19 protein-coding genes, 2 tRNA genes and 1 other RNA gene are annotated in these 21,605 nt (G+C 75.1%); 13 read left to right on the top strand and 9 right to left on the bottom strand.

Annotation, left to right across the window (positions count from 1 at the left end):
- Positions 1–151 precede the first annotated feature (151 nt).
- The 5 genes from MNZ29_RS18575 to MNZ29_RS18555 form a co-directional block, all read right to left on the bottom strand.
- Positions 152–2,158 carry a proton-conducting transporter membrane subunit gene (locus MNZ29_RS18575; protein ID WP_242341527.1) on the bottom strand — a complete coding sequence of 669 codons (2,007 nt, stop codon included), beginning with the start codon at positions 2,156–2,158 and terminating at the stop codon, positions 152–154.
- Complete coding sequence (locus tag MNZ29_RS18570; protein WP_242341526.1) at positions 2,155–2,853, bottom strand: PTS sugar transporter subunit IIA; 699 nt, start codon at positions 2,851–2,853, stop codon at positions 2,155–2,157. Before MNZ29_RS18570 ends, MNZ29_RS18575 begins: the two co-directional genes overlap by 4 nt.
- A 19-nt stretch (positions 2,854–2,872) precedes the next feature.
- The gene (locus MNZ29_RS18565; protein ID WP_242341525.1) at positions 2,873–3,256 is read right to left on the bottom strand and encodes a hypothetical protein; all 384 of its coding nucleotides are present in this window, start codon (positions 3,254–3,256) and stop codon (positions 2,873–2,875) included.
- A gap of 89 nt (positions 3,257–3,345) precedes the next feature.
- On the bottom strand, positions 3,346–4,818 hold the full coding sequence (locus MNZ29_RS18560) for a sigma-54 dependent transcriptional regulator (protein WP_242356260.1): 1,473 nt from the start codon (positions 4,816–4,818) through the stop codon (positions 3,346–3,348).
- Between the two features lie 86 nt (positions 4,819–4,904).
- Entirely contained in the window at positions 4,905–5,879 is a 975-nt protein-coding gene (locus tag MNZ29_RS18555; protein ID WP_242356258.1) for an FHA domain-containing protein, read from the bottom strand.
- A gap of 122 nt (positions 5,880–6,001) precedes the next feature.
- On the opposite strand from MNZ29_RS18555, the gene MNZ29_RS18550 reads away from it, so the two are divergent.
- The 3 genes from MNZ29_RS18550 to MNZ29_RS18540 all read left to right on the top strand — a co-directional run bounded on the left by MNZ29_RS18550 (position 6,002) and on the right by MNZ29_RS18540 (position 9,860).
- Entirely contained in the window at positions 6,002–7,336 is a 1,335-nt protein-coding gene (locus tag MNZ29_RS18550) for a serine/threonine-protein kinase (protein ID WP_242340552.1), read from the top strand.
- Positions 7,333–8,313 (top strand): PEGA domain-containing protein, encoded by a 981-nt coding sequence (locus MNZ29_RS18545; RefSeq protein ID WP_242340553.1) that lies wholly within the window; start codon positions 7,333–7,335, stop codon positions 8,311–8,313. The genes MNZ29_RS18550 and MNZ29_RS18545 overlap by 4 nt, the downstream gene beginning before the upstream one ends.
- Before the next feature lie 314 nt (positions 8,314–8,627).
- Entirely contained in the window at positions 8,628–9,860 is a 1,233-nt protein-coding gene (locus tag MNZ29_RS18540; protein ID WP_242356256.1) for a hypothetical protein, read from the top strand.
- Positions 9,861–9,913: 53 nt separating this feature from the next.
- Here the strand turns inward: MNZ29_RS18540 and MNZ29_RS18535 are convergent, their stop codons facing one another.
- Positions 9,914–10,180 carry a GlsB/YeaQ/YmgE family stress response membrane protein gene (locus MNZ29_RS18535; RefSeq protein WP_242340555.1) on the bottom strand — a complete coding sequence of 89 codons (267 nt, stop codon included), beginning with the start codon at positions 10,178–10,180 and terminating at the stop codon, positions 9,914–9,916.
- Positions 10,181–10,328: 148 nt separating this feature from the next.
- Here MNZ29_RS18535 and MNZ29_RS18530 point away from each other — a divergent pair, with 148 nt between their 5' ends.
- Entirely contained in the window at positions 10,329–10,628 is a 300-nt protein-coding gene (locus tag MNZ29_RS18530) for a DUF4398 domain-containing protein (RefSeq protein ID WP_242340556.1), read from the top strand.
- Positions 10,625–11,947 (top strand): OmpA family protein, encoded by a 1,323-nt coding sequence (locus tag MNZ29_RS24630; protein ID WP_242340557.1) that lies wholly within the window; start codon positions 10,625–10,627, stop codon positions 11,945–11,947. Before MNZ29_RS18530 ends, MNZ29_RS24630 begins: the two co-directional genes overlap by 4 nt.
- Positions 11,948–12,151: 204 nt before the next feature.
- Here the strand turns inward: MNZ29_RS24630 and truD are convergent, their stop codons facing one another.
- From truD to MNZ29_RS18505, 3 genes are read right to left on the bottom strand one after another with little or no spacing between them, the layout of a single operon-like run.
- Positions 12,152–13,201, bottom strand: a complete 1,050-nt coding sequence (truD, locus tag MNZ29_RS18515; protein WP_242356255.1) for a tRNA pseudouridine(13) synthase TruD — start codon at positions 13,199–13,201, stop codon at positions 12,152–12,154.
- Entirely contained in the window at positions 13,198–14,472 is a 1,275-nt protein-coding gene (locus MNZ29_RS18510; RefSeq protein ID WP_242356254.1) for a DUF4388 domain-containing protein, read from the bottom strand. The genes truD and MNZ29_RS18510 overlap by 4 nt, the downstream gene beginning before the upstream one ends.
- A gap of 11 nt (positions 14,473–14,483) precedes the next feature.
- Positions 14,484–15,422, bottom strand: a complete 939-nt coding sequence (locus MNZ29_RS18505) for a thioredoxin domain-containing protein (RefSeq protein WP_242356253.1) — start codon at positions 15,420–15,422, stop codon at positions 14,484–14,486.
- A 261-nt stretch (positions 15,423–15,683) separates the two neighbouring features.
- Between MNZ29_RS18505 and MNZ29_RS18500 the strand changes: the two genes are divergently transcribed.
- The 8 genes from MNZ29_RS18500 to dnaX all read left to right on the top strand — a co-directional run.
- Positions 15,684–17,432: a radical SAM protein gene (locus MNZ29_RS18500; RefSeq protein WP_242356262.1), complete on the top strand. Its 1,749-nt coding sequence runs from the start codon at positions 15,684–15,686 to the stop codon at positions 17,430–17,432.
- Between the two features lie 150 nt (positions 17,433–17,582).
- Positions 17,583–18,440 carry a hypothetical protein gene (locus tag MNZ29_RS18495; RefSeq protein WP_242356252.1) on the top strand — a complete coding sequence of 286 codons (858 nt, stop codon included), beginning with the start codon at positions 17,583–17,585 and terminating at the stop codon, positions 18,438–18,440.
- A 16-nt stretch (positions 18,441–18,456) separates the two neighbouring features.
- A complete protein-coding gene (locus tag MNZ29_RS18490; RefSeq protein ID WP_242356250.1) occupies positions 18,457–19,263 on the top strand; it encodes a hypothetical protein in 807 nt (268 codons plus the stop codon).
- Between the two features lie 57 nt (positions 19,264–19,320).
- Positions 19,321–19,773, top strand: a complete 453-nt coding sequence (gene tadA / locus MNZ29_RS18485) for a tRNA adenosine(34) deaminase TadA (RefSeq protein WP_242340563.1) — start codon at positions 19,321–19,323, stop codon at positions 19,771–19,773.
- 44 nt (positions 19,774–19,817) lie between these two features.
- Positions 19,818–19,905, top strand: a tRNA-Ser gene (locus MNZ29_RS18480).
- A gap of 251 nt (positions 19,906–20,156) precedes the next feature.
- A tRNA-Ser gene (locus tag MNZ29_RS18475) sits at positions 20,157–20,246 on the top strand.
- A 65-nt stretch (positions 20,247–20,311) separates the two neighbouring features.
- An RNA gene (gene ffs / locus MNZ29_RS18470) (signal recognition particle sRNA small type) lies at positions 20,312–20,405 on the top strand.
- 28 nt (positions 20,406–20,433) lie between these two features.
- Positions 20,434–21,605: DNA polymerase III subunit gamma/tau (dnaX, locus tag MNZ29_RS18465; protein ID WP_242356247.1), on the top strand; the 1,172-nt coding region annotated here is incomplete at its 3' end.

Genomic DNA, 21,605 nt, shown 5'->3' with positions numbered 1-21,605 from the left:
ACCGTCCCCGCCGCCGCGACGCCGAGGACCGCCCCCGCGCACAGCGCGGCGCACGCGAGGGCCTGGCCCGCGGCCGGCCGCGCGCGCAGCGCGGCCGCGGCGAGCCCGCTCGCGGCGGGGAGGGCGATGGCGCCGAGGACGGGGACGAGCGTCATGGGCCGCGCTGGTGGAAGAGGAGGAGCGCCGAGAGGGCGAGGACGGTGAGGACCGTGTAGAGGAGCTGCAGGTTGAGCCGCGACTGCTGGAAGTGCCGCAGCCGCCCGAACCACTCGCCCACCGCACGGAACGCCGGCTCGAACACGCGCGCGCGGGCGGGGTCGTCCGCCTCCTGGGCGTAGCGGACGCGGCGGGGGAAGAGGCCCTCCGGCCGCGCCGGGGTCTCGACGGGGCGGAGCGCGCGCGGCGCGATCGCCGCGAGCGCGAGCTCGGAGAGCGAGGCGGCTGTGTACTGCACGCGCGCGCTCTCGGCGGAGAAGCCGCAGCCCCAGGTCTGGGCGGCGCGCACGTCGCGCCGGGCGAGCATCCGCCGCGAGGCGAGGGCGAGCGCGACGCCACAGAGGAGGAGGAGCGCGAGCCCCGCGCGGAGCGGCCCGGCGAGCGCGGAGAGCGCGGGGGCGAGCCTCGCCGCGAGCTCCGCCGCGGGGACGCGGAGCACGATCGCGGCCGCCGGGGTGAGGAGCGCGACCGCCTGGCCGGGGAAGAGCGCCACGGCGGCGTTCGCTGCGGCGAGGGCGGCGAGGGGCGCGAGGAGCAGCGGGCCGCCCTCGTGGGCGGACGCCGCCTCGGGGCTGCGCGGGCTGCCGAGCAGCGCCGCCCCGACGAGCCGGGTGAACACGATGGCAGCGAGCGCGCCGACGAGCGCGAGCACGGCGAGGGACAGGTAGGCGAGCAGGGCGGTCCCGGCGGCAGAGCCCTGCCCGCCGTCGAGGAGGCCCAGGTAGAGCAGCCACTCGGAGACGAAGCCGTTGAGCGGCGGGAGCGCCGCGAGCGCGACGGCCGCGAACACGAGCAGCCCCGCGCTCACCGGGAGGCGCCGGAGGAGGCCGCCCATCCGCTCCACGTCGCGGGTGCCCGCGCCGTGCACCACCGCGCCGGCGCCCATGAAGGCGAGCCCCTTCATCAGGGCGTGGTTCCAGACGTGGAGGAGCGCGCCGGCGACCCCGAGCGCGGCGACCGCGGGGGCCCGGCCCGCCGCGCCGACGAGGCCCACGCCGAGGCCCAACGCGATGATCCCGACGTTCTCGACCGTGGAGTAGGCCAGGATGCGCTTCAGGTCGCGCTGCCCGAGGGCGAGGAGCAGCGCGGCGACCGCGCCGAGCAGCCCGACCGCGGCGAGCGCGAGGCCGTGGGAGACGGGCGCCGGAGGCAGGAAGGTGAGCACCCGCAGGATGCCGTAGACGCCCATCTTCACGAGGACGCCCGACATGAGCGCGGAGACGTGGCTCGGCGCCGCCGGGTGGGCCTCCGGCAGCCACACGTGGAGCGGGACGAGGCCGGCCTTGGTGCCGAAGCCCACGAGGGCGAAGACGAACAGCAGCGTCGCCGGGACCGCGGAGCCGGCGCGCAGGGCCTCGAACGCCTCGAACCTCAGCGACCCGGCGGCGTGACCGAGCGTGAGGAACAGCCCGAAGAGGAACGCGGCCCCGAGGTGGGACGCGACGAGGTACGTCCGCGTCGCCATCCGCACCGCCCCCGCCTCGTGCTCGAGGCCGACGAGCAGGAACGACGAGACGGTCATCGTCTCCCACGCGACGATGAACAGGAGCGCCTGGCGGGCGGCCACGAGCACCGCCATCGAGGCGAGGAGGACGTTGAAGAAGAACAGGAACGCGCCGAGCGAGCGCCGCGCGAGGTGGGCGCGCATGTAGCCCGCCCCGAACACGGCCGCGGCGAGGCCGAGCGCGAACACCGCGACGGCGAAGACCGCGGAGAGCGGATCGAGCCCGAGCGCGATCGCGCCGTTCGGCACCGCCCAGGCGAGCTCCCAGGCGGACGGAGGCGCGCGGAGCGCGGGGAAGGCGGCGAGGAGCCCCATCGCGGAGCCCGCGGCGGCGCTCGCGCTGCCGATGGCGAGCGCGGCGGTGGGGCGAGCGGAGGCGGCGAGCGCGGCGGCGCCACCCGCCACGAGGACGACGAGCGCGGCGAGGAAGAGGCTCACCGGGCGCTCCCGGCGCGCTGCGCGGCGATGGCCGCCTCGACCCGGGAGATCTCGGGGAGCAGCTCCTCGGCGCCGGCGCGCGCCTCGAGCCTCGCGAGCACCGCGGGGTCGTGCAGCGCGGCGGCGACGACGGCGAGCAGGTGCAGGTGCACGCGGGTGGACGGGGTCACGAGGGTCACGAGCGTGTGCACGGGCTTGCCGTCGATGGCCCCGAACTCGACGGGCGTGTCGAGGTAGCAGATCGCCACCTCCGGCCGCGCGATGCGGAGGACGATGGGGTTCCGGGCGTGCGGGATCGCGATGCCGTTGCCGAGGCCGGTCGAGCCGAGCGCCTCGCGGGCCAGGAGGACGCGGTGGAGCAGCTCCCGATCGGCGGGGCGCGGGAGCGGCAGCCGCTCGACGACCTCCCGCAGGATGGCCGGCTTGTCCGTGCCGGAGAGGCCGCGGTGGACCCCGCCGGCCCGGAGCGCGTCGGCGAGGCTCGGCAGCTCCGGCGCCTCCGTCTCGAGCTCCGCGAGCAGCTCGGCGGAGATGGCCAGGTTCCGCGCGGCGGCGAACTCCAGGAGGTCGATCCGGTTCAGCCGGTACTGGTCGTTCACGCGGGTGGAGGGGAGCTCGCCGCTCTTGAGCCAGCGGTGGAGCGTCGAGTCCGAGACGCCGAGGAGGCGGGAAGCGTCGCGCGTCGTGAGCTGCATCTTCTCTTGCCGTTCCTTCCTAGAGCTTGCCCGTCATGCCGAGGACGACGTCCACCGCCCGCGACAGGACGCCGGCGAGGAGCGGCAGGCGCAGCACCGCCACGCCCCGCTCGCCCCACGCGGCCGGCTCCTGCGCCTGGCGCGTGCGGATGGCGAGCACCGGCGTCCCCGGGCGGAGCGCGTCGAGCTGGGCGAGGACCGAGTCGATCGCGTGGGGCGGAATCTGCGGGCACGCGATGACGAGCGCGACCGCGAGCTCCCCGATGGCCACGTTCGCCGCTGCCGCGGTCGCGACGCGCAGCAGGCAGACGTCCTCCCGCTGCGAGAGGTCGGCGAACAGGTCGTCGCTCTCCGGCCCGGGACGGGCGAGCACGAGGACGGAGGGCGGCGCTCTCGAGGACACGCCCCCGACGAGAGCAGGAAGCGCGCCAGCCCCGATCTCCGCGAGATCCGCCCGGTTCCGGGCGGATCTCCGGGGCGGCCGCCCAGGGATCATGCCGTTTCGGCATCCTCCCCGTCTTTCGACCACGCGGCGAGCTTCGTGTAGAGCGTGCGCAGGCCGACGCCGAGCGCCCGCGCGGCGCGGGCGCGGGTCCGGAAATGGCGGAGGTTCGCGAGGACGATGCGGCGCTCGGCCTCGGCGAGCGTGCAGCCGATGGGGATCACGATGGTGCCGCCGATGGGGAGCGGCGCGCCACCCGGCGCTGCCCCGTCCGTCGAGGCTCCCGGCACGGCCGCGGCCGGCTCGGGGGCGGCGCGCGCGGGCGCGGGCGCGCGGGCCGCGGGGCGGCGCTCGCGGCGCTCGACGCGCTCCGCCAGGTCGGCGAGCTTCACCACCTCGCCGGGCGCGAGCACGCACGCGCCCTCGACCGCGTTCCGGAGCTCGCGGACGTTGCCCGGCCAGTCGCAGCCGACGAGCCACTCGAGGGCCTCGGGGTCGACCCCCGCGATGCGCCCGCCCGTGCGGCGGTTGAAGTCCGCGATGAACGCGTCCACGAGCGGGGGGATGTCCTCGCGCCGATCGCGCAGGGGCGGGACCACGAGCGTCACGACCTTGAGGCGGTAGTAGAGGTCCTCGCGGAACCGGCCGGCGGCGATCGCCTCCTCGAGATCGCGGTTCGTCGCCGCGATGATGGAGAGATCCACCTTCACCTTGGCGGTGCCGCCGACGCGCCGGAACTCGCTGCGCTCCAGGACGCGCAGGAGCTTCGCCTGCGTCGAGAGATCCATCTCGGCGATCTCGTCGAGGAAGAAGGTGCCGCCGTCGGCGAGCTCGAACAGCCCCTTCTTGCGCTCGTTCGCGCCGGTGAACGCCCCTCGCTCGTGCCCGAAGAGCTCGTTCTCGAGGATGTCGCGCCCGAGCGTGGCGCAGTTCACGGGGACGAAGAGGTGCTGGCGGCGCGGGCCGCGCTCGTGGAGCGCCCGCGCGATGATCTCCTTGCCAGTGCCGCTCTCGCCGAGGAGGAGGACGTTGCTCTTGTAGCGCGAGATTTTGTCGATGGAGTCGTGCAGCCGCCGCATCGCCGCAGAGGTGCCCACGACGCCGAGGAGCCCGGCGGGGAACGGCTCGCGGCGCGGCGGCACGGAGCGCTCGAGCGCGCGGCCGAGGCGCCGGAGCACGGCGTCGGGGTCGAACGGCGGGGCGACGTAGTCCGTGGCCCCGAGCTGCATGGCGTCGACCGCCTCCTGGACCGTCCCGGAGCTGCCGAGCACGATGATCGGCGCCTCGCCGAGCCGCTGCCCGCCGGCGGCGACCACGCGCGCGAGGGCCGGGAGGCCGAGGGACTGGGAGACGTACACCGCCGCGAACGGCGTCTGCTCGAGCGCGTCGAGCGCGTCGCGCTCGGACGTCGCCGCGACCACCGTGAAGCCGGCGTGCGCGAGGACGTCCACGAGCCCCGGCGCACCCACGGGCGCCACGACGAGACAGGCGCTCCCGGCGCCGGGACGAGTGAGCTCTGGCATGGAGAGGACCTTCTACTGCCGAAACGGCACACAATGCAAGAACGGCAGTCGCTCAGCCGTCTTCGGGGCGGGGGCGCAGCCCCCGTTCAATCGTCCCGCACGACCTCGACGGCGGCGCCGTCGAGCTCGCGCTGCGTCACGCCCTCGCCGGCGGCTCCCGCCGCGCCCGGGCCGAGCAGGATCTCGCCGGGTAGCGCCAGGGCGGCGAGCCGCTCGCAGCGGTCCGCCGCCGCGCCGAGCGCCGCGATGTCCGCGCCGGTCGGCCCCATGGCGTTGCCGGCGAGCAGCGGTCCCGCGTCCACGGCGGCGCGGAGGTCGATGCCGCCGAGCCGGCGCACCGCGCCGCGGGCGGTGCGCGCCGCCTGCACGGCGCGGGCGGCGTCGTCGGCCCGCGGTGAGGTCACGCCGAAGAGCGCGAGCACCCCGACCGACGCGAGCCTCCCGACCATCGCGCCCTCGTTCAGCGCCGCCCTCGCGGCGGCGTCGACGGCCGCGCGGACCCGGCCCGCGACGTCGGGCGAGGAGGCGATGCGCACGGCGTGGAGCGACATCCGGAGCACGACGACCGGCCGCACGGCGAGCGTGTGCGGGTCGACTGCGGGCTCGTGGGCCACGGGCTCGCGCGCCGCCAGCACCCGAGCCGAGATCGTCCCCTCCGAGCGGATGGTGTCGCGCTGCGCGTCGGGACGGATGCGCTCCTCGCGCGGAGTGCGCGCCGGCGCCCCCCGGCCGGCCCGCGCCGTGAAGCGGATCTCGGTGCGCCCGAAGCGGACCACCGCGCCGTCGTCGAGCCGCGCCTCGCCGACGCGCTCCTCGCCGACGAAGGTGCCGTTGCGGCTCTCGAGGTCGATCACCCAGACCTCCTCGCCGCGGCGCTCGAACATGGCGTGCATGCTCGAGATCCAGGGGTCGCCGATCTGGAGGTGCGACTCGGGCGAGCGGCCGAGGACGGTCGGGATGTCGGGGAGCACGAAGACGGTCCCCGCGCAGACCCCGTTCATCACGACGATCTCGGACAAGGCCGCTCCCCCGGCGCCGAACTTCCGGCCCGCCGCTTCCATGATACCCTACCCGTGAACGCGTCATGGCCGCCTCGCGCCCACCAGAGGGACCCCGGGAGCGCGACCCGTCCGGAGCGGCGCCGGAACGGATGCTCGGGCGCGTCCTCGGAAATCGATATCGCGTGCTATCCCGCCTCGGCGAAGGGGGCATGGGGACGGTCTACCTGTGCGAGCACACGGTGCTGCAGCGCCGGTTCGCCCTGAAGGTCCTGCGGGCGGATCTCGGCGGCGATCCGGAGCTCGCCGAACGCTTCCGCAACGAGGCGATCGCCGCGAGCCGCATCGGCCAGGAGAACGTGGTCGATGTCGTCGACTTCGGCGGCGAGGACGAGGGCGCGCTCTACTACGTGATGGAGGCGCTCGACGGCCGGAGCCTCGGCGCGATCCTCCGCGAGGAAGGGCCGCTCCCCGTCGAGCGCGCGCTCGCCCTCCTCGAGCAGGTCTGCCGCGCGCTCGGCGCGGCGCACGCCCGCGGGGTGGTCCACCGCGACGTGAAGCCCGAGAACGTGTTCGTGGTGCGTCGCGCGGGCACGAGCGACGAGCAGGTCAAGGTGCTCGACTTCGGCATCTCCCACGTGCCGGCGGCGCCCGGCTGCGAGCGGCTGACGCGTGCCGGCGCGATCATCGGCACGCCGGAGTACATGGCGCCGGAGCAGGCGACGGGCGGGGCGGTGGATCACCGCGCCGACGTGTACGCCGTCGGCGTGCTCGCCTTCGAGATGCTCACCGGCGCGCTGCCCATCGAGGCGCCCACCGAGATCGCGACGCTCGTCGCCGCGCAGACCCAGCTCGCGGATCCGCCGAGCCGGCGCAACTCGGCCGTGCCGCCCGAGGTCGATGCCCTCGTCCTGCGCGCGCTCGCGAAGCGGCCGGAGGACCGGCACCCGACGATGGCCGCCTTCGCCGCGGAGATCGCGCGGCTGCGCGGGGCGCTCGCGACTGCGAGCAGCCTCCGGCACGCGATCGGGACCGCGCGGTCCGACGGCCCGCTCCGCCCCCCAGGCCGACCTCGCGGCGCGAGCCGCTCGCGAGGCGGGACCCTTGCCCTCACCGGGGCGGAGGTCCGCTCGCCCGCCCCACGACTCCGCCGGACGAGGACCCTCGCGGCGGTAGGCGTGGTGGCGGTGCTCGGCGTCGCGCTGGCGGGAGGGTGGTGGCTGATGGGGGAGGGGAGGCGAGGGATCCCGACCGCGATCGCGACCTCGACCCCGACCCCGACCGCGACCGCGACCTCTACCCCGCCATCGCCCTCGACCGTCTCGGCTCCCCTGGACTCCGCTGACCGCGCGCGCGTTCAAGGATCGCTCGCCGTGACCCCCGCGGCGGAGCTCCTGCCCGAGCGCGGCGCCGCGCCGGTCCCCGTCCGCCTCCGCGCGCGCGCTCGCCCGGCACCGGGTGACGTGAAGGATCCCTACGCCGCCGAGGGCAAGGACCTGAAGCCGGACCCCTTCCAATGATCCGCCGCCTCCTCGCCATCCTGCTCCTGCTCGCGGTGCTCGCCCCGCCGGCCGCCGGCCGCGCGGACGAGGTCGCCGACGCGAAGGCCCGGTTCCGCAAGGGCGCCGAGCTGTACCGCGCCCGGCAATATCGCGAGGCCATCGCCCAGTTCGAGGAGGCGTACCGGCTGAAGCCCGCCGGGGCGATCCACTACAACATCGCGCAGTGCCGCGAGCGGCTCGGCGAGTGGCCGGCGGCGATCCGCAGCTACAACGACTACCTGCGCGAGGCGCCCGACGCGAACGACCGCGCCGTGGTGCGCGCCGCGGTGAAGAAGCTCGAGGAGCGGCTCGCCGCGACGGGGGCGCAGCCGCTCATCGTGTACTCCGACCCGCCCGGCGCCGAGGTCCGCATCGACGGCCGCGTCCGCGGCGTGACCCCCTTCCACCTCGTGCTGCCGCCGGGTAGCTACGACGTGGCGCTCGCGCTCGCCGGGCACGAGCGGCTCGAGCAGGAGATCGCGATGAGCGCCGGCGCGGCCCAGGTGGTGGACGTGCAGCTCCGCCCCGCCCAGCCGCCGCCGCCCGCCGCGGCGAAGAGCGTCTCGCCCGCCGAGCCCGCTCCGCCCCCCGCCAAGACGACCCCGGCGCCGGATCTGGCGGCGCGGCCCGAGGCCGCCCGGACCGCCGCGCGCAGGCCGTCCCTCGGCGTGGGTGCCAGCGCCGCAGCTGCGCAGCCGCGGGAGAAGCGGCGGATCTACACGTGGATCGCGGCGGGCACGGCGGTGGCCGCCGCCGCGACGGGCGGCTACTTCGGCTGGTCCGCGCGGCAGGCGGAGTCCGCCATCGACGGCATGAGCCAGGCGAACGGGGCCGTCGCGACCGGTCACGTCTCGGACGCCACCTCGCGCGCGCACCGCGCCAACACGATGTTCGTCGTGGCGGGCAGCGCCGCCGCGGCCAGCGTCACCCTGTTCTTCGTGGAGAAGAAGTTCTGATGCGCCGCCTCCTCCCGCTCGTCCTCCTCGCGCTCGCGGCCTGCCAGGTCGACGTGGAGGGCGCGCCGTGCCGCGGCCTCGGCCAGGCCACCGAGGACTGTCCCGGAGGCCAGGGCTGCGGGCTCGACCAGAGGTGCAGCAAGCGCGCCGCCGCGTCTTCCTGCGCGCTCTGCACGCCGGACGCGGTCCGCTGCAAGCCCCTCCAGCCTGGGGCGACGGCGCCAGGCGAGCCCGGCAAGATCCAGCAGTGCGACGCCACAGGGGATCCCGTGTGCGGCGCGTGGGTGACGCGGACCACGTGCGCCGAGGGCCTCGTGTGCGGGGAGAAGAGCGGCGCGCCGAGCTGCGAGTGTCCGGCGAACGGCGGTCCGGAGTTCGCGGCTGATCCGGCAGGATCGAGGACGGTCGACGCCGCTCCGTACCCGACGGGCGTCTCGTCTCCGCCGGCCTGCCGCTTCGGGCGGCTCGGCGACGCGGTGGCGGCTGCCGCGGCTCACGGAGCCGGCGCGATCGCGCGAGCGTACGGGACGTTCGGCGTCGCCGAGACGAGCGAGGTCCTACCGCTCTCGGTGCCGACGACCGTGAGGCTGTCCGGCCCGGACGCGCCCGCGGCCCATGCGGTGCTGCGTCTGGAATCGGGTGCCGCGATCGGCGTCGACCTGCAGGGAGCCATCGAAGGACTCGACGTGGAGAACGTCTCATCCACGGGGATTGCCGTCGCGACCTCCTGTGGTGAGACGGGGAAGCCCTCGCTGAAAGACGTCGCGGTTTCGGGCGCCGGACAGCTCACGAACGGAATTCGCGTCGGAGGAGCGTGCGGCGCGGTTCTCGAGGGGACCCAGGTTCGGAAGGCGGCCGAAGCGGCGCTGCTGGTCGACGCTGCCGCGGAGGCGCCGGTCGAGGTCATCGGAGGAGGCTTCAGGGAGAGCGGCGTGGGACTCGAGGTCCGCGGCGGGCGCGTGACGCTTCATGGGCCGCAGGACGCCGTTCACCAGCTTCTGGTGGGATTCACCAGCGAGACGCTCGAGATCGACGCGAACATCGGAAACGGGATCGCGCTCGTCGGCAAGGAGACGCCGATCGTCCTCGACGCTGCGCGCGTGCGCGTGACGAACAACGACGGAACCGCTCTGCGGATGGACGCGCTCCCGCCCGGATCCGCGGTGTCGGTGGCTGACAGCGAGCTCAGTGGGAACAAGGCGACCGCCCAAGGCTCGCGCTACGCCTCGGGACGCAGTGCCGGCGGCGTGATCGTGAACCAGCTGCTCCCGCTGCTCTCCTTCAGCGGCAACACCGTCGCGTGCAATGGTGGGGATCAGGTGGGCATCTACGTCGTCGGCGCGGTGGATCTCGCGCCCGACGCGTGTGGCGCCTCGAGCAACTTCTTCCGCACGAGGGTGGGCGCCGCGGCGGTGTATGTGTCTCCGTACGCGACCGTCGACGCATCGAACAACTACTGGGCCCCGGATCCACCTGGCTACATCGGCACCGGATTCGCGCTGGGCGACACGTGCCAGCCGGCCACACCGCCGCCAGCCTGTCCGTGAACCTTCCGCGGCGCGCCCCCCTCGCCTCGGGGACGCGCCGCGCACGAGCGCCGCTACGCCACGCGCCGGCGCGGGCGCGTCGCGAACCCGGCGATGAGGAGCAGCACCACCGCGCCGATGAGGCTTCCGATGAAGCCGCTCGGGTGGAACCCGGTGCTGTTGCCGCCCGTGAGCGCCGACGCGACGATGCCGCCGATGAGCGAGCCCGCGATGCCGAGCAGCGTCGTCATCACGAGCCCCATCCCCTGCTTGCCCGGGACCACCGCGCGCGCGAGCAGGCCGATGATGAAGCCGAAAACGATCCACGCCAGAATTCCCATGTTCTCCTCCCTCGCCGGCAAGTTAGGGCCGCGCCTCCCGGCCGGGCTCGCCCGCGCGCCCGGAGGCCGGCGGTCCGGGGGACCCTTCCTTGACTCGCCTGCCCCCCGCGGGTAGCGTCGCTCGGCCTTCGCGAAAGGGGTTCCACCCGTGCGGCTCCTCCCCGCCGTCCTGGCGTTCGCAGGCCTCTGCGCCTGCGGTCCGGTGCAGTCGACCGCTTCCCTCATCGACGCCGACGTCGCCGTCGAGGCTGCCCGCGCCGCGGGCGCCCCGAAGACCGCGACCTACGAGTACACGGGGGCCGAGACCTACCTGCACAAGGCGCGGGAGGCGGCCGGGCGCGCCCAGTACGAGGTGTCCGCGGACTACGCGGAGCGGGCGCGCGACCTCGCGCGCGCGGCGCGCGAGAAGGCGTCCGCGGCGACCAACCGGTCGGAGGAGTCGCTGTGAGCCGCCGGGTGGCAGCGGGGCTCGTCCTGGCGCTCGCGACCGGGTGCGCGGCGGGCGGCAAGCTGCGCGCGGACGCCGAGGTCGCCCGCGCGGACATCGCGAAGGCCCGCGCCTCCGGGGCGCTGCAGTGCGCGCCGCGGGACCTCGCGCTCGCCGAGGCGAACGTGGAGTTCGCGGAGCGGGAGACCGCGACCGGCCACGGCGCGCGCGCGCGCGAGCACCTCGACGCCTCCGAGGCGAGCGTGAAGCGCGCGCTCGAGCTCTCCCGCGGCTGCGGCCCGACGCAGGTCACGATCGCGAAGCGCGACGAGAAGCCGGCGGTCCGGATCGAGAAGACCGACACGGACAAGGACGGCGTGCCGGACGTCGACGACCGCTGCCCCGAGCTCCCCGGGCGTCCGGAGACGGGCGGCTGCCCCGACGCGGACGGAGACGGCGTGCTCGACGCGGACGACGCGTGCCCGGCGCAGCCCGGCCCGAAGGCGTCGCAGGGCTGCCCCGTGGCGAAGGACTCGGACTCCGACGGGGTGCCCGACGACATCGACCGCTGCCCGCTCGATCCCGAGGATCGCGACGGGTTCCAGGACGAGGACGGCTGCCCCGACGCCGACAACGACGGCGACGGCATCGTCGACAAGGCGGACGCGTGCCCCCTCGAGCCGGGCCCCATCGAGGCGCGCGGCTGCCCGGTGAAGGACCGGGACGGCGACGGCGTCACGGACCCCGCCGACGCGTGCCCCGACGTCGCGGGCCTGAAGGTGCTCGCCGGCTGTCCCGACTCCGACTCCGACGGGATCGCCGACGCCGAGGACAAGTGCCCGCAGAAGGCCGGCACGAAGGAGAACGGCGGCTGCCCCGACGCGGACGCGGACGGCGACGGGCTGGCGGACCGGCTCGACAAGTGCCCCGCGCAGTTCGGGCCGCCGCCCGACGGCTGCCCGAAGAAGTACACGCTCGTCGAGGTGCGGCGCGAGAAGATCGACATCAAGCAGCAGGTGCACTTCGCGACCGCGAAGTTCCGCGTGCTGCCCGACTCGTTCCCGCTCCTGAACCAGGTCGTCCAGGTGCTCCGCGACTTCTCGAAGATGCGCATCTCGATCGAGGGCCACACCGACGCGGTCGGGACCGAGGCCGCGAACATGCGGCTCAGCCAGCGCCGCGCCGAGGCGGTGCTCGACTACCTCATCTCGAAGGGCATCTCGCCCGAGCGCATCGAGGCGGTCGGGTACGGTCCGACGAAGCCGATCGCCTCGAACAAGACCGTGACCGGCCGCGCGCGCAACCGGCGCACGGAGTTCCGGATCGTCGCGCTGGAGTAGCGCGCGCGGGGCCTCACGCGGGGCGGCAGCGGCGGCAGCGCCCGCCGCCGGCCGCCGGCGCGCGCCGCGCGGCAGGGATCGGCCCCGAGCGGGCGGTGCTTCTCGTGGCGCTGATCGGGCGAGTCGACCCGCCCACGGCTCGCCTACGACAGGCTCAGGGCGAGCGGTGTCCGCTCCGCTCGTGCCGAGCTCGTCGAACCACCGTCAGTCCTCGTCCGCCTCGGGCAGCTCCGCCTCCGCCTTCATGAGCTCGCGCATGACCACCGTCGCGTAGGAGCCCTTCGGCAGCTCGAACGTCGCGAGGTAGCCGTCGTCGAGCGGCGCGAGGGAGACGTCGACCCGCAGCCGCGCCGCCCGGCGCGTCCCCTCCGCCTCGCCGCCGCCGCGCGCGAAGTCCTGGAGCGTGATGCCCTCCGCGGCGAGGAGCCGCTCCTCGCGCCCGAGCGCCTCGCCCTCGGCGGCCCGCAGCTTGTGGCCGAACATCGGCCCCGCGGGAGAGATCTCGAAGCGCTCGACGCGAGGGCCGTCCACCGCGGGGTCGGCGCAGTTGAAGAGCCCGCCGGTGTCGAGCTTCTTCAGGACGTCGCCCGCGATGGCGGTCGCGAACAGGCCGTCCGCCATCCGCTCCGCGAGCCAGCGGTTGAAGAGCAGCGCCTGGTAGGCCGAGATCGAGAGCCGGCGCATGAAGCGATCGCGCGCGGCGCGGCGCGCCTCGGGCGAGCCGTCGCCGAGGAGGAGGGCGCGGCCCACCGCCGCGTTCCGGCCCTCCGTCCCGAACCGCTGCGGCCCGAAGAAGTTCGCGAGCCCCCGCGCCGCGAGCGCGGCCGCGGCTCCCTGCGCGCGCGCGAGGTCGCCGCCGCGGACCGCGAGCTGGAAGCGGTTCGCGCGGACGTGCCCGGCCCGGAGCTTGTTCGCGTGGCGGGACATCTCCAGCACCCGGAGCCCGTCCGACTCGAGCGCGCGCGGGTCGGGGTCGCGCGCCACCGGGAACGACAGCCACTGCGTCGTGACCGCGTCCTTGTCCTTGAGCCCCGCGTAGCCGGCGTCCCGCTCCGGCACGCCGAGCGCGCGCGCGAGCGCGCGGAGCGCGTCGCGGGTCGTGCGGCCGCGCTTCTCGACGCGGACGTAGAGGTGCGGGCCGGCGCCGGACGGGAGGTAGGCGGGGACCTCGTCGACGCGGAAGTCCTCGGGCGCGCGGCGGAGCGCGCCGCCCGAGCCGGGCAGCTCCGCGGTGACGAGCGGCGTGTCGGTCACGCGAGCTCCTCGAGCTGCCAGAGCTTGCGCTTCACGGTCTCGCCGAGCGCGTCGTCGGTGGCCCGGTCGATCCGCTCGCCCGCGAGGTACAGGTAGAAGAAGAGCAGCTCCCGGAGGGCGTGGAGGAGGAGGGTGGTGCGCTCGCCGCCCGGCGCGAGCCCGGCGACGACGCCGGCGGGGAGCGCGCCCAGGTTGCCGAGCAGGGCCTCGCCCTCGAGCGCGCCGTCGGCGGCGGGCCCGAGGCGAGCCCAGAGCGGCGCGAACGGGCCGGCGGTGTCGGCGAGGTAGCCCCGCACCGACTCGAGCAGCGCGGCGCGGCCCGGGGCGGGCACCGCCGCCACCGTCGCGCGGAGGAGGTCGTTCATCCCCTCCGCGAGCGCCTCCAGGCGCGCCGCGGGGTCGACGTTCGCCGCGGGCTCGGCGACCGTCTCCACGTAGCCGGCCTCGGCGAGGTGGTAGAGGATCTTCGTCGCGTCGAACTCGCTCGCGTGCGCGGCGGTCGCGATCTCCCCGACCGTGCGCCGCCCGTCCACGAGCCCGAGGAGCGTCTGCTCGAGCGGCTTCAGCGTGATGGGCCGGCGGGGCTCGCGGCGCCGGAGGAACGCGTGGGGCCCGGGGATGCGCGCGCGGAAGAGGCTCAGCTCGTCGATGCGCCGGATGCCGTCCATGAGGAGCGACTGCGTGTTCACGGACAGCGCGGCGCCCGGACGCTCCGGGTCGTCCTCGTCGACGAGGAAGAAGGTGCCGGACGGCGTGAGCAGGATCGCGTGGAAGACCTCGGTCACCTGCTCGTGGAAGCACTTCCACAGATCGCTCGCCGACACGAACCCGAGCTCGACGAGCGCCTTACCGAGCGGGCGGCCGCCCGCGGCCGCCTTCGCGATCTGGGCCTCGGTGGCGTAGCCGAGCCGCACCGCGACCTCGCCGATCCGCTCGCCCGGCGCGGTCGACTGCGCCCCGCGCACCTCCCCGTCCTTGAACGCGACCGAGCGCTCCGCGCCGCTCGACGCGACGGTGAGGACGCCCGAGAGGCGCGACTGGTGGATGAAGGCGACGAAGTCGCCGATGGGGAAGCCGGAGAGGTCGCCCGCGAGGATGCAGCGCGGCTGCGCGGCCGGGCCGCCCGCGGCGGGCGTGCGGCGCGCGACCAGGAGATCCGGCGCCGCGGGCAGGAGCAGGAACCGGCCGGCGCGGTCGGCGAGGGCGCGGCGGGTGTCGTCGGAGTGCGCGACGAGCCGGCCGTGCGCGTCGAGGTCGAAGACGAGGGGCATGAGCGGGTCCGCTAGTCGTGCGCCCAGCCGCGGTGCTGCAACCACTCCTCCTCGTCGCGGAGGGACTGCTCGAGCCCTTCCTCGGACAGATCCGTGAGGAGGCGGCCGTTCATGAAGACCGTGGGCGTGCCCCTCAGGCCGGCGTCGCGCGCCTCCGCCTGCGACGCCTCGATCCGTGCGCGGTAGCGGCCGTCGGCGATGGCCGCGCGCAGGTCTTCCGCGTCGCCGCCGAGCGCGCTGGCCTGATCGGCGAGGCCGTCGACGTCGAGGGCGTGCTCCGCCCCGAAGATCCGGTCGTGCATCGGCCAGAACAGGCCCTTCTCGCGGGCCCACTCGCCCGCCTGCGCCGCCTCGGCGGCGTACGGGTGGCTCTCGATGGGGTACGGCTTGTAGAAGAGCTTCACGCGGCCGGCGTGCCGCTCGACGAACGCCTCGAGCTGCGGGCGGACCGCGCGGCAGTAGGGGCAGGTGAAGTCGGAGAACTCGACCAGGGCGATGGGCGCGGTGGACTCCCCGAGCGCCGGGCCGAAGTCCGCGACGGTGAGCTTCGCGCGCCGGTCGAACGCCGCGTAGTAGGCGGTCACCTGGCGGAGGATGTCCGCCTTGGTGGCGCCGCCGCGCGCGAGCCGGACGGCCTGGCTCGCCATCCGCGGGGCGTGGGCGCAGCTCTCGTGCTCGTGGAGGCAGCTCGACACGGTGTGCGGGCAGCCGCAGTAGCAGAACTCGTCGAGCGCGAACTCGGCCACCGCCCGCTGCTGCTCGGGCGAGAGCCCCTCCAGATCGACGCCGGGCAGGACGGCCTTCGGATCGTCGGCGCTGGCGGGCGCCGTGGACGTCGCGGGCGCGCCGGCTGCGGCCGCGCCGGGGCGGCTCTGGGAGCGGGCGGCGCAGGCGGAGATCGCGGCGGCGGCCGCGAGCGCGGCGAGGAGGGGGATCGGTCGAGCGCGCATCGGAGCTCCCGCGGGGAGGTGAGGACCGGATCTCTGTACCCCGCGCCGCCCGGCCCGGCAAGCGGGCGCCGGGGCACCTGCGCGCCATGACGCAGCGTGAAGGACCGTGCCCGGGAGCCGCGACCTCGCGCGAAGGCGCCCGCATAGCGCCCGCGCCGCGGACCCACGCCGGGGCGGCGCTCGCCCGCTCGCGGGGGATCCTGGGCCGTTTGAGGGTGCGGCCCGTCCGTGCTCTCCTTACAGAGGACGGCCTTGGAACACGTGCGCGCGCCGATGGAGCGGGGAGCGATCCGCAAGGAGCCGGGCGGGAAGCTCGGCGTGGCCCTCGTCTACCCGAACGCCTACCGCCTCGGGATGGCGAACCTCGGGCTCCACGCGGTCTACCGCCTCCTGAACGACGATCCGCGGACCCTCTGCGAGCGCGCGTTCCTGCCGGAGACGGTGGGGGAGGAGCCGCGCACGGTCGAGTCCGGGCGGCCGCTCCGCGACTTCGACGTCGTGGCCTTCTCGCTCTCGTTCGAGGAGGACTACGGCCACGTCCTCGAGCTCCTCGACCGATCCGGCCTGCCGCTGCGGAGCGAGGACCGCGGGGAGGGCTTCCCGCTCGTGGTCGCGGGGGGCATCGCCGTCCAGATCAACCCCGAGCCGGTCGCGCCCTTCTTCGACGCCTTCCTCGTCGGCGAGGGCGAGGAGCTCGTCCCGCCGTTCCTCGCGCTCGCCCGCGAGGCGGTCGCCGCCGGCCTGCCGCGAGACGCGCTGCTCCGGCGCCTCGCCGCGCGCGCCGGGTCGTACGTCCCGGCGCTCTACGACGTGGCGTACTCCGACACCCGCGATCCGCAGGGTGCGTGGGTGACGCGCTTCGCCCCGCGCGGCGGCGCCCCCGAGCGCGTCCTCCGCGCCTACGTCCCTGACCTGCGGGGCAAGCCCACCTCGCGCGTCGTCGACTCGCCCGACGCGCAGTTCGGCGACCTGTTCCTCACCGAGGTCGCGCGCGGCTGCCTGTGGGGCTGCCGGTTCTGCGCGGCGGGGTTCGTCCAGCGCCCTTACCGCGAGGTGGACCTCGAGACCCTGCGCGCCGAGGCGCGCAAGGGCGTCGAGCGCGGGCTCCGGCTCGGCCTCGTCGGCCCCGACACGTCCGACTACACCGGGCTCGACCCGCTCACCTGCTACATCGGCGAGCTCGGCGGGACCTTCAGCCCCTCGTCCCTCCGCGTGGACGCGATCACGCCGGAGCTGTCCGGGCGGATGGCGGCGGGCGGCGAGCGGTCGATCACGATCGCGCCCGAGGCGGGCACCGAGCGGATGCGGCGCGTCATCAACAAGGACTTCACCGACGACCAGATCGTGCGCGCCGCGGAGCACGCCCTCGGGCAGGGCATGCAGCACGTGAAGATGTACTTCATGTGCGGCCTGCCGACCGAGACGGACGAGGACGTCCTCGGCATGGCGCGCATCGCGGTCCGGATCCGCGAGGAGGTGATGCTCCCCTGGGCGCGCAAGCGCGGGCGCATGGGCCGCATCTCGCTCTCGGTGAACCCGTTCGTGCCGAAGCCGTGGACGCCGTTCCAGTGGCTGCCCATGCACGAGCGCGGCTGCCTGGAGGAGAAGCGGCGCCTCCTCGAGAAGACGCTCCGGCCGAAGGGGATCGACGTCGAGTTCTTCAGCCCGCGCGAGGCCTACGTCCAGACGCTCATGTCTCGCGGCGACCGGCGCTGCGCGGACCTCCTCGAGCTCGCCCACCGCGAGGAGGGCGGCGACCTGCGCAAGGCCCTCCGCCGCTGGCCGCACGATCCCGACTTCTTCGTGCTCCGCGAGGCGGGTGTGGACGAGCGGCTGCCGTGGGACTTCCTCGACCAGGGGCTCACGAAGACCTTCCTCGCCCGCGAGCTCCGCCGCGGCGTGGGCTCGAGGCTCACGCCCAAGTGCGCGGTGGAGACCTGCCGCGCCTGCGGCCTCGCCTGCGCCGACCACCCCGAGCTGAAGCCGGGGGTCCTCCCGGTCGTCGGCTGACGCCGGCCCGGCGCCGGGGGACCACTCCCGCGCACATCGGCGGAGAAGGGCGGTGCGGCGCGCCGTCCCACCGGCCGGCAAGTCGCTCGCCCGCCTGCCCGTTTGGTACAGTCCCCGCGTCCGTGAGGCTCGCGGACGGGAGGGGTCACGATGCGGGAGCGAGACCGGGTGCGCGTGCGCGCTGCCGTGGCGGCGCTGGCGCTCGTCTGCGGCGTCCCCGCGGCGGCGCAGAGCGTCCCCGTGCAGCTTTACCCCGTCGACGGCTCCGCCGACGCGCGCGCGCTCGTCGAGTCCGCCTTCCTGCGCCTCCCCGGGCGGACCCGCGCGTTCGTCGCGGCCAAGAAGCTCACCGTCGGCCGCATCTGCGGCCTCCGCCCCGCGCCCGAGTGCCTCGGCCGTCTCGCGGGCGAGGGCGTCGTGGTGACCGGCAGCGCGCGCGAGTCCGGCGGCGTGCTCGTCTTCTCGCTCCAGGCGGTGGACGGGACGGGGAGGGCCTTCGGCCCGGTCCGCGTCGGCGTGGACGCGTTCGTCTCCAACGCCGAGCCGGTCGCCAAGGCGCTCCTGGACCTCGAGGCGCTCGTCCTCTCCGGCGCGCCCGCCATCGCCGCCGGTCCGACCCCGGCGCGCGCCAAGCCCATGAAGGCCTCGGCGGCGGCCACCGCGCAGCTCGCGCTCAAGCCCGAGGCCGGCCCGCCGCCGGGCGCGTGGATGCGGCCCGCGGGCAAGGGCCTCGTCGGCACTGCCGCGGTGCTCGTCGCGGCCAGCGCCGTGACCGCCTACTTCGGCAAGCGAGAGGCGGACGTGCTCGACGAGAAGTACCGCAGCGCGGCCCTCGGCTGGTCCGACCAGGCGGGATACGACCGGGTCGATCGGCTCGGCACCGCGACGAAGGTGCTGCTCGTCGCGGGGGGCGTCGCGGCCGCCACCGGCACCGCGATGTGGACCTTCGCGCCCACGCTCTCCCCCGAGCACGGCGGCGCCAGCGTCGGCGTGTCCGGCCGGTTCTAGCGAGGATGATCGCCCCATGAACCGCCGACTCCTCGCGCTCGTCCCCATCCTGCTCCTCGCCGCCTGCCAGCTCGAGCCGGGAGGCCGCTGCAGCCGCGACCCCGACTGCCTCGCCGGCCAGCACTGCTCCGGCGACCTCTGCGTCGCGGACCTGAACGCCGGCGACGTGGGCGCGCTCTGCAAGGTGGAGCGGGACTGCGCCGCGTGGGCCTCCTGCTCGAGCGGCCGGTGCGCCCTCGCGGCCGGCGCCTGCCTCGGCAACGCCGACTGTGGCTCCTGGAACAGCTGCACCGGCCACGCGTGCGTGCCGCTCCCGGGGCGCTGCAGCGGCGAGGCGGACTGCGCGGCGTGGCAGCGCTGCCCCGCGGGCGTGAACCGCTGCATCCCGGATCCGGGGCGCTGCGGGCAGGACCTCGACTGCAAGCTCTGGCAGGCCTGCGACCTCGCGACGAACACCTGCGGGATCCGCTTCGGCGCCTGCGGCTCCGACCCGGACTGCCCGACGTGGCAGCACTGCGATCTGGCGTCGGGCTCGCCGACGCTGAACCTGTGCCTGCCGGACGCCGGCATGTGCGGGGGCGACGCGGACTGCGCCGGCTGGCAGCACTGTGACCTCACGCCGGGCTCGCCGACGCTGAACGCGTGCGTGCCGAACGCCGGCATGTGCGGGGCCGACGCGGACTGCGACATCACCTGGCAGCGCTGCGACCTGGCGACGAACACGTGCGCGACCGCGGCGGGCCACTGCGCGGTGGACGCCGACTGCACCGCGCCTGCGCTCTGCGGCGCCGGACACGTCTGCGCCGCGCCGGTCACGCCGTAGTTCGCGCGCCCGCGGCCGCTCCGGGTTACCCTCCCGCGGGTGACGCCCGAGGAAGCCATGCAGGAGGCGCTCGCGCTCGCCCGCGCTGCGGCGGAGCGCGGCGAGGTGCCGGTCGGCGCGGTCGCGGTGCTCGACGGGCGGATCGTCGGCCGGGGCGCGAACGCGCGCGAGGCGGCCCACGACCCGACCGCGCACGCGGAGCTCCTCGCCATCCAGGAGGCGGCCCGCACCCTCGGGCGCTGGCGCCTGACCGGCGTCACGCTCTACGTGACCCTCGAGCCCTGCGCGATGTGCGCGGGTGCCATGGTCCTCGGCCGCATCGAGCGGCTCGTCTACGGGGCGAGCGATCCCAAGGCCGGCGCCGTCGGGTCCTTGATGGACCTCTCGGCCGATCCGCGCCTGAACCACCGCTTCCCGGTGGAGCGTGGCCTCATGGCCGAGGAGGCCGGCGAACTCCTGCGTACCTTCTTCCGCGCCAGGCGCTCGAACGGAAACGGGCAGACCACGTAGGTTGCCGCTTGGCACGCGGCCGGAGATCGGTTACATCCGCCGGCGGAGAGCTGGCCGAGCTGGTCGAAGGCGCCTGACTCGAAATCAGGTGTACCGGCAACGGTACCGGGGGTTCGAATCCCTCGCTCTCCGCACTTTTGCCCGCAGGCTATGCAGTTACCGGTCGAAGCACGCACCGGGAACGGCGGACGTCGGCAGGCGAGTCGTTCAAGCGAGGAACGGACTCCAGGTTCCCTCCTCGCGGAGTAACGCGAAGATTGAAGCCCCTGAGCGAGCGCAGGTGCAGCCGGCTGAGGCTGCACCGGAGCGAGCAGGGGGTCTGGGGGAGCGCAGGTTCCCCCTGGCGAAGCCAAAGGGGGAACCGAGTATCCCCCAGTAGATCCGGAGAGGTGACCGAGCGGCTGAAGGTGCACGACTGGAAATCGTGTGTACCGGGAACGGTACCGTGGGTTCAAATCCCACCCTCTCCGCCAGCGCTGCAGCTCCCTTCTCGTTAGATGAAGGGGCCGCACCGGCGGCAAGGCCGGCTGAGCCGGCCCAGAATCCTCGGGCGACGTGGGGGTTGCCAAACCCCGCCAGGCCCGGAAGGGAGCAACGGTAGGTGGTCCTCCGTGCGCCCGGGGATTGTGGGCCGGCTCGTTTGTTTCGATCGGCGGTCGAATGAACTACCTCGTCCTCGCCCGCAAGTACCGCCCGCAGCAGTTCGGGGAGATGTCCGGCCAGCAGCACGTGGTCCGGACGCTCTCCAACGCGCTCAAGACCGGCCAGCTCGCGCACGCCTTCCTGTTCACCGGTCCGCGCGGCGTCGGCAAGACGACGACCGCCCGCCTGGTCGCGAAGGCGCTCAACTGCGAGAAGGGCCCGACCGCCGATCCGTGCGGCGTCTGCACGCCGTGCGTCGAGATCGCCGAGGGGCGCGCCGTCGACGTGGTGGAGATCGACGCCGCCTCGAACAACGGCGTCGACAACGTCCGCGACATCGTCGAGGCGGTGAAGTACCGGCCCGCGCGCGACCGCTACAAGGTCTTCGTGGTGGACGAGGTCCACATGCTCTCCACGGGCGCGTTCAACGCGCTCCTGAAGACGCTCGAGGAGCCGCCGGAGCACGTGAAGTTCGTGCTCGCCACGACCGACGTCCACAAGGTCCCGGAGACGATCCTCTCCCGCTGCCAGCGGTTCGACTTCCGCCGGCTCACGCTCCAGCAGATCGCCGACCAGCTCGCGAAGGTCGCCGAGGCGGAGGGGATGCGCCTCTCGCCCGCGGCGCTCGCGCTCGTGGCGCGGCAGGCCGAGGGCGGGATGCGCGACGCGCTCTCGCTGCTCGACCAGGTCCGCGCCGCGGCCGGCGACACGCCGGACGAGGCAGCCGTCGCCGAGGCGCTCGGCGCCGTCGACGCGGCGGCCGTCTCTCGGATCTGCGGCGCGCTCGTCCAGCGCGACGGCGGCGCGATGCTCGTCGAGCTCGAGGCGCTCCACGCGCGCGGCCTCGAGATGAAGCGCGTCGCCGAGGAGATCGTGCGGCACCTGCGGAACGTGGTGGTCGCGAAGCTCGTCCCGTCGGCGCCGATGGACCTCCCGGACGGCGAGCTCGCGGAGATCCGCGCCCAGGCCGCGGCCGTGGACGCGGCGCAGCTCACGCGGCTGTTCGATCTCGCCCAGCGCGCCGTCGTGGACGTGAAGCTCGCCGAGCAGCCGCGCTACGCGCTCGAGGTGGCCCTCCTCGCGGGCGTGTTCCTCGCCCCGGGCGCGCAGGTGTCGGAGCTCGTGGCGCGGCTCGAGGCGCTCGCCCGCGGCGCGCCGCCGCCGCCGCGCGCCGGCCCCGCGCCGCTCCC

The sequence above is a fragment of the Anaeromyxobacter sp. SG64 genome, from assembly GCF_022690745.1.
In the GTDB taxonomy this organism is placed as follows: domain Bacteria; phylum Myxococcota; class Myxococcia; order Myxococcales; family Anaeromyxobacteraceae; genus Anaeromyxobacter; species Anaeromyxobacter soli.
The sequence above is the reverse complement of the archived record's forward strand: the minus strand, read 5'-3'. Positions and strand labels throughout refer to the sequence as shown.

What these genes read in the sequence shown, in the direction of transcription:
- MNZ29_RS18570 (WP_242341526.1), bottom strand. Translation starts at nt 2,853, where the DNA reads ATGCAGCTCACGACGCGCGACGCTTCCCGCCTCCTCGGCGTCTCGGAC.
- MNZ29_RS18560 (WP_242356260.1), bottom strand. Translation starts at nt 4,818, where the DNA reads ATGCCAGAGCTCACTCGTCCCGGCGCCGGGAGCGCCTGTCTCGTCGTG.
- MNZ29_RS18555 (WP_242356258.1), bottom strand. Translation starts at nt 5,879, where the DNA reads ATGGAAGCGGCGGGCCGGAAGTTCGGCGCCGGGGGAGCGGCCTTGTCC.
- MNZ29_RS18545 (WP_242340553.1), top strand. Translation starts at nt 7,333, where the DNA reads ATGATCCGCCGCCTCCTCGCCATCCTGCTCCTGCTCGCGGTGCTCGCC.
- MNZ29_RS18535 (WP_242340555.1), bottom strand. Translation starts at nt 10,180, where the DNA reads ATGGGAATTCTGGCGTGGATCGTTTTCGGCTTCATCATCGGCCTGCTC.
- MNZ29_RS18510 (WP_242356254.1), bottom strand. Translation starts at nt 14,472, where the DNA reads ATGCCCCTCGTCTTCGACCTCGACGCGCACGGCCGGCTCGTCGCGCAC.
- MNZ29_RS18505 (WP_242356253.1), bottom strand. Translation starts at nt 15,422, where the DNA reads ATGCGCGCTCGACCGATCCCCCTCCTCGCCGCGCTCGCGGCCGCCGCC.
- MNZ29_RS18495 (WP_242356252.1), top strand. Translation starts at nt 17,583, where the DNA reads ATGCGGGAGCGAGACCGGGTGCGCGTGCGCGCTGCCGTGGCGGCGCTG.
- MNZ29_RS18490 (WP_242356250.1), top strand. Translation starts at nt 18,457, where the DNA reads ATGAACCGCCGACTCCTCGCGCTCGTCCCCATCCTGCTCCTCGCCGCC.
- tadA (WP_242340563.1), top strand. Translation starts at nt 19,321, where the DNA reads ATGCAGGAGGCGCTCGCGCTCGCCCGCGCTGCGGCGGAGCGCGGCGAG.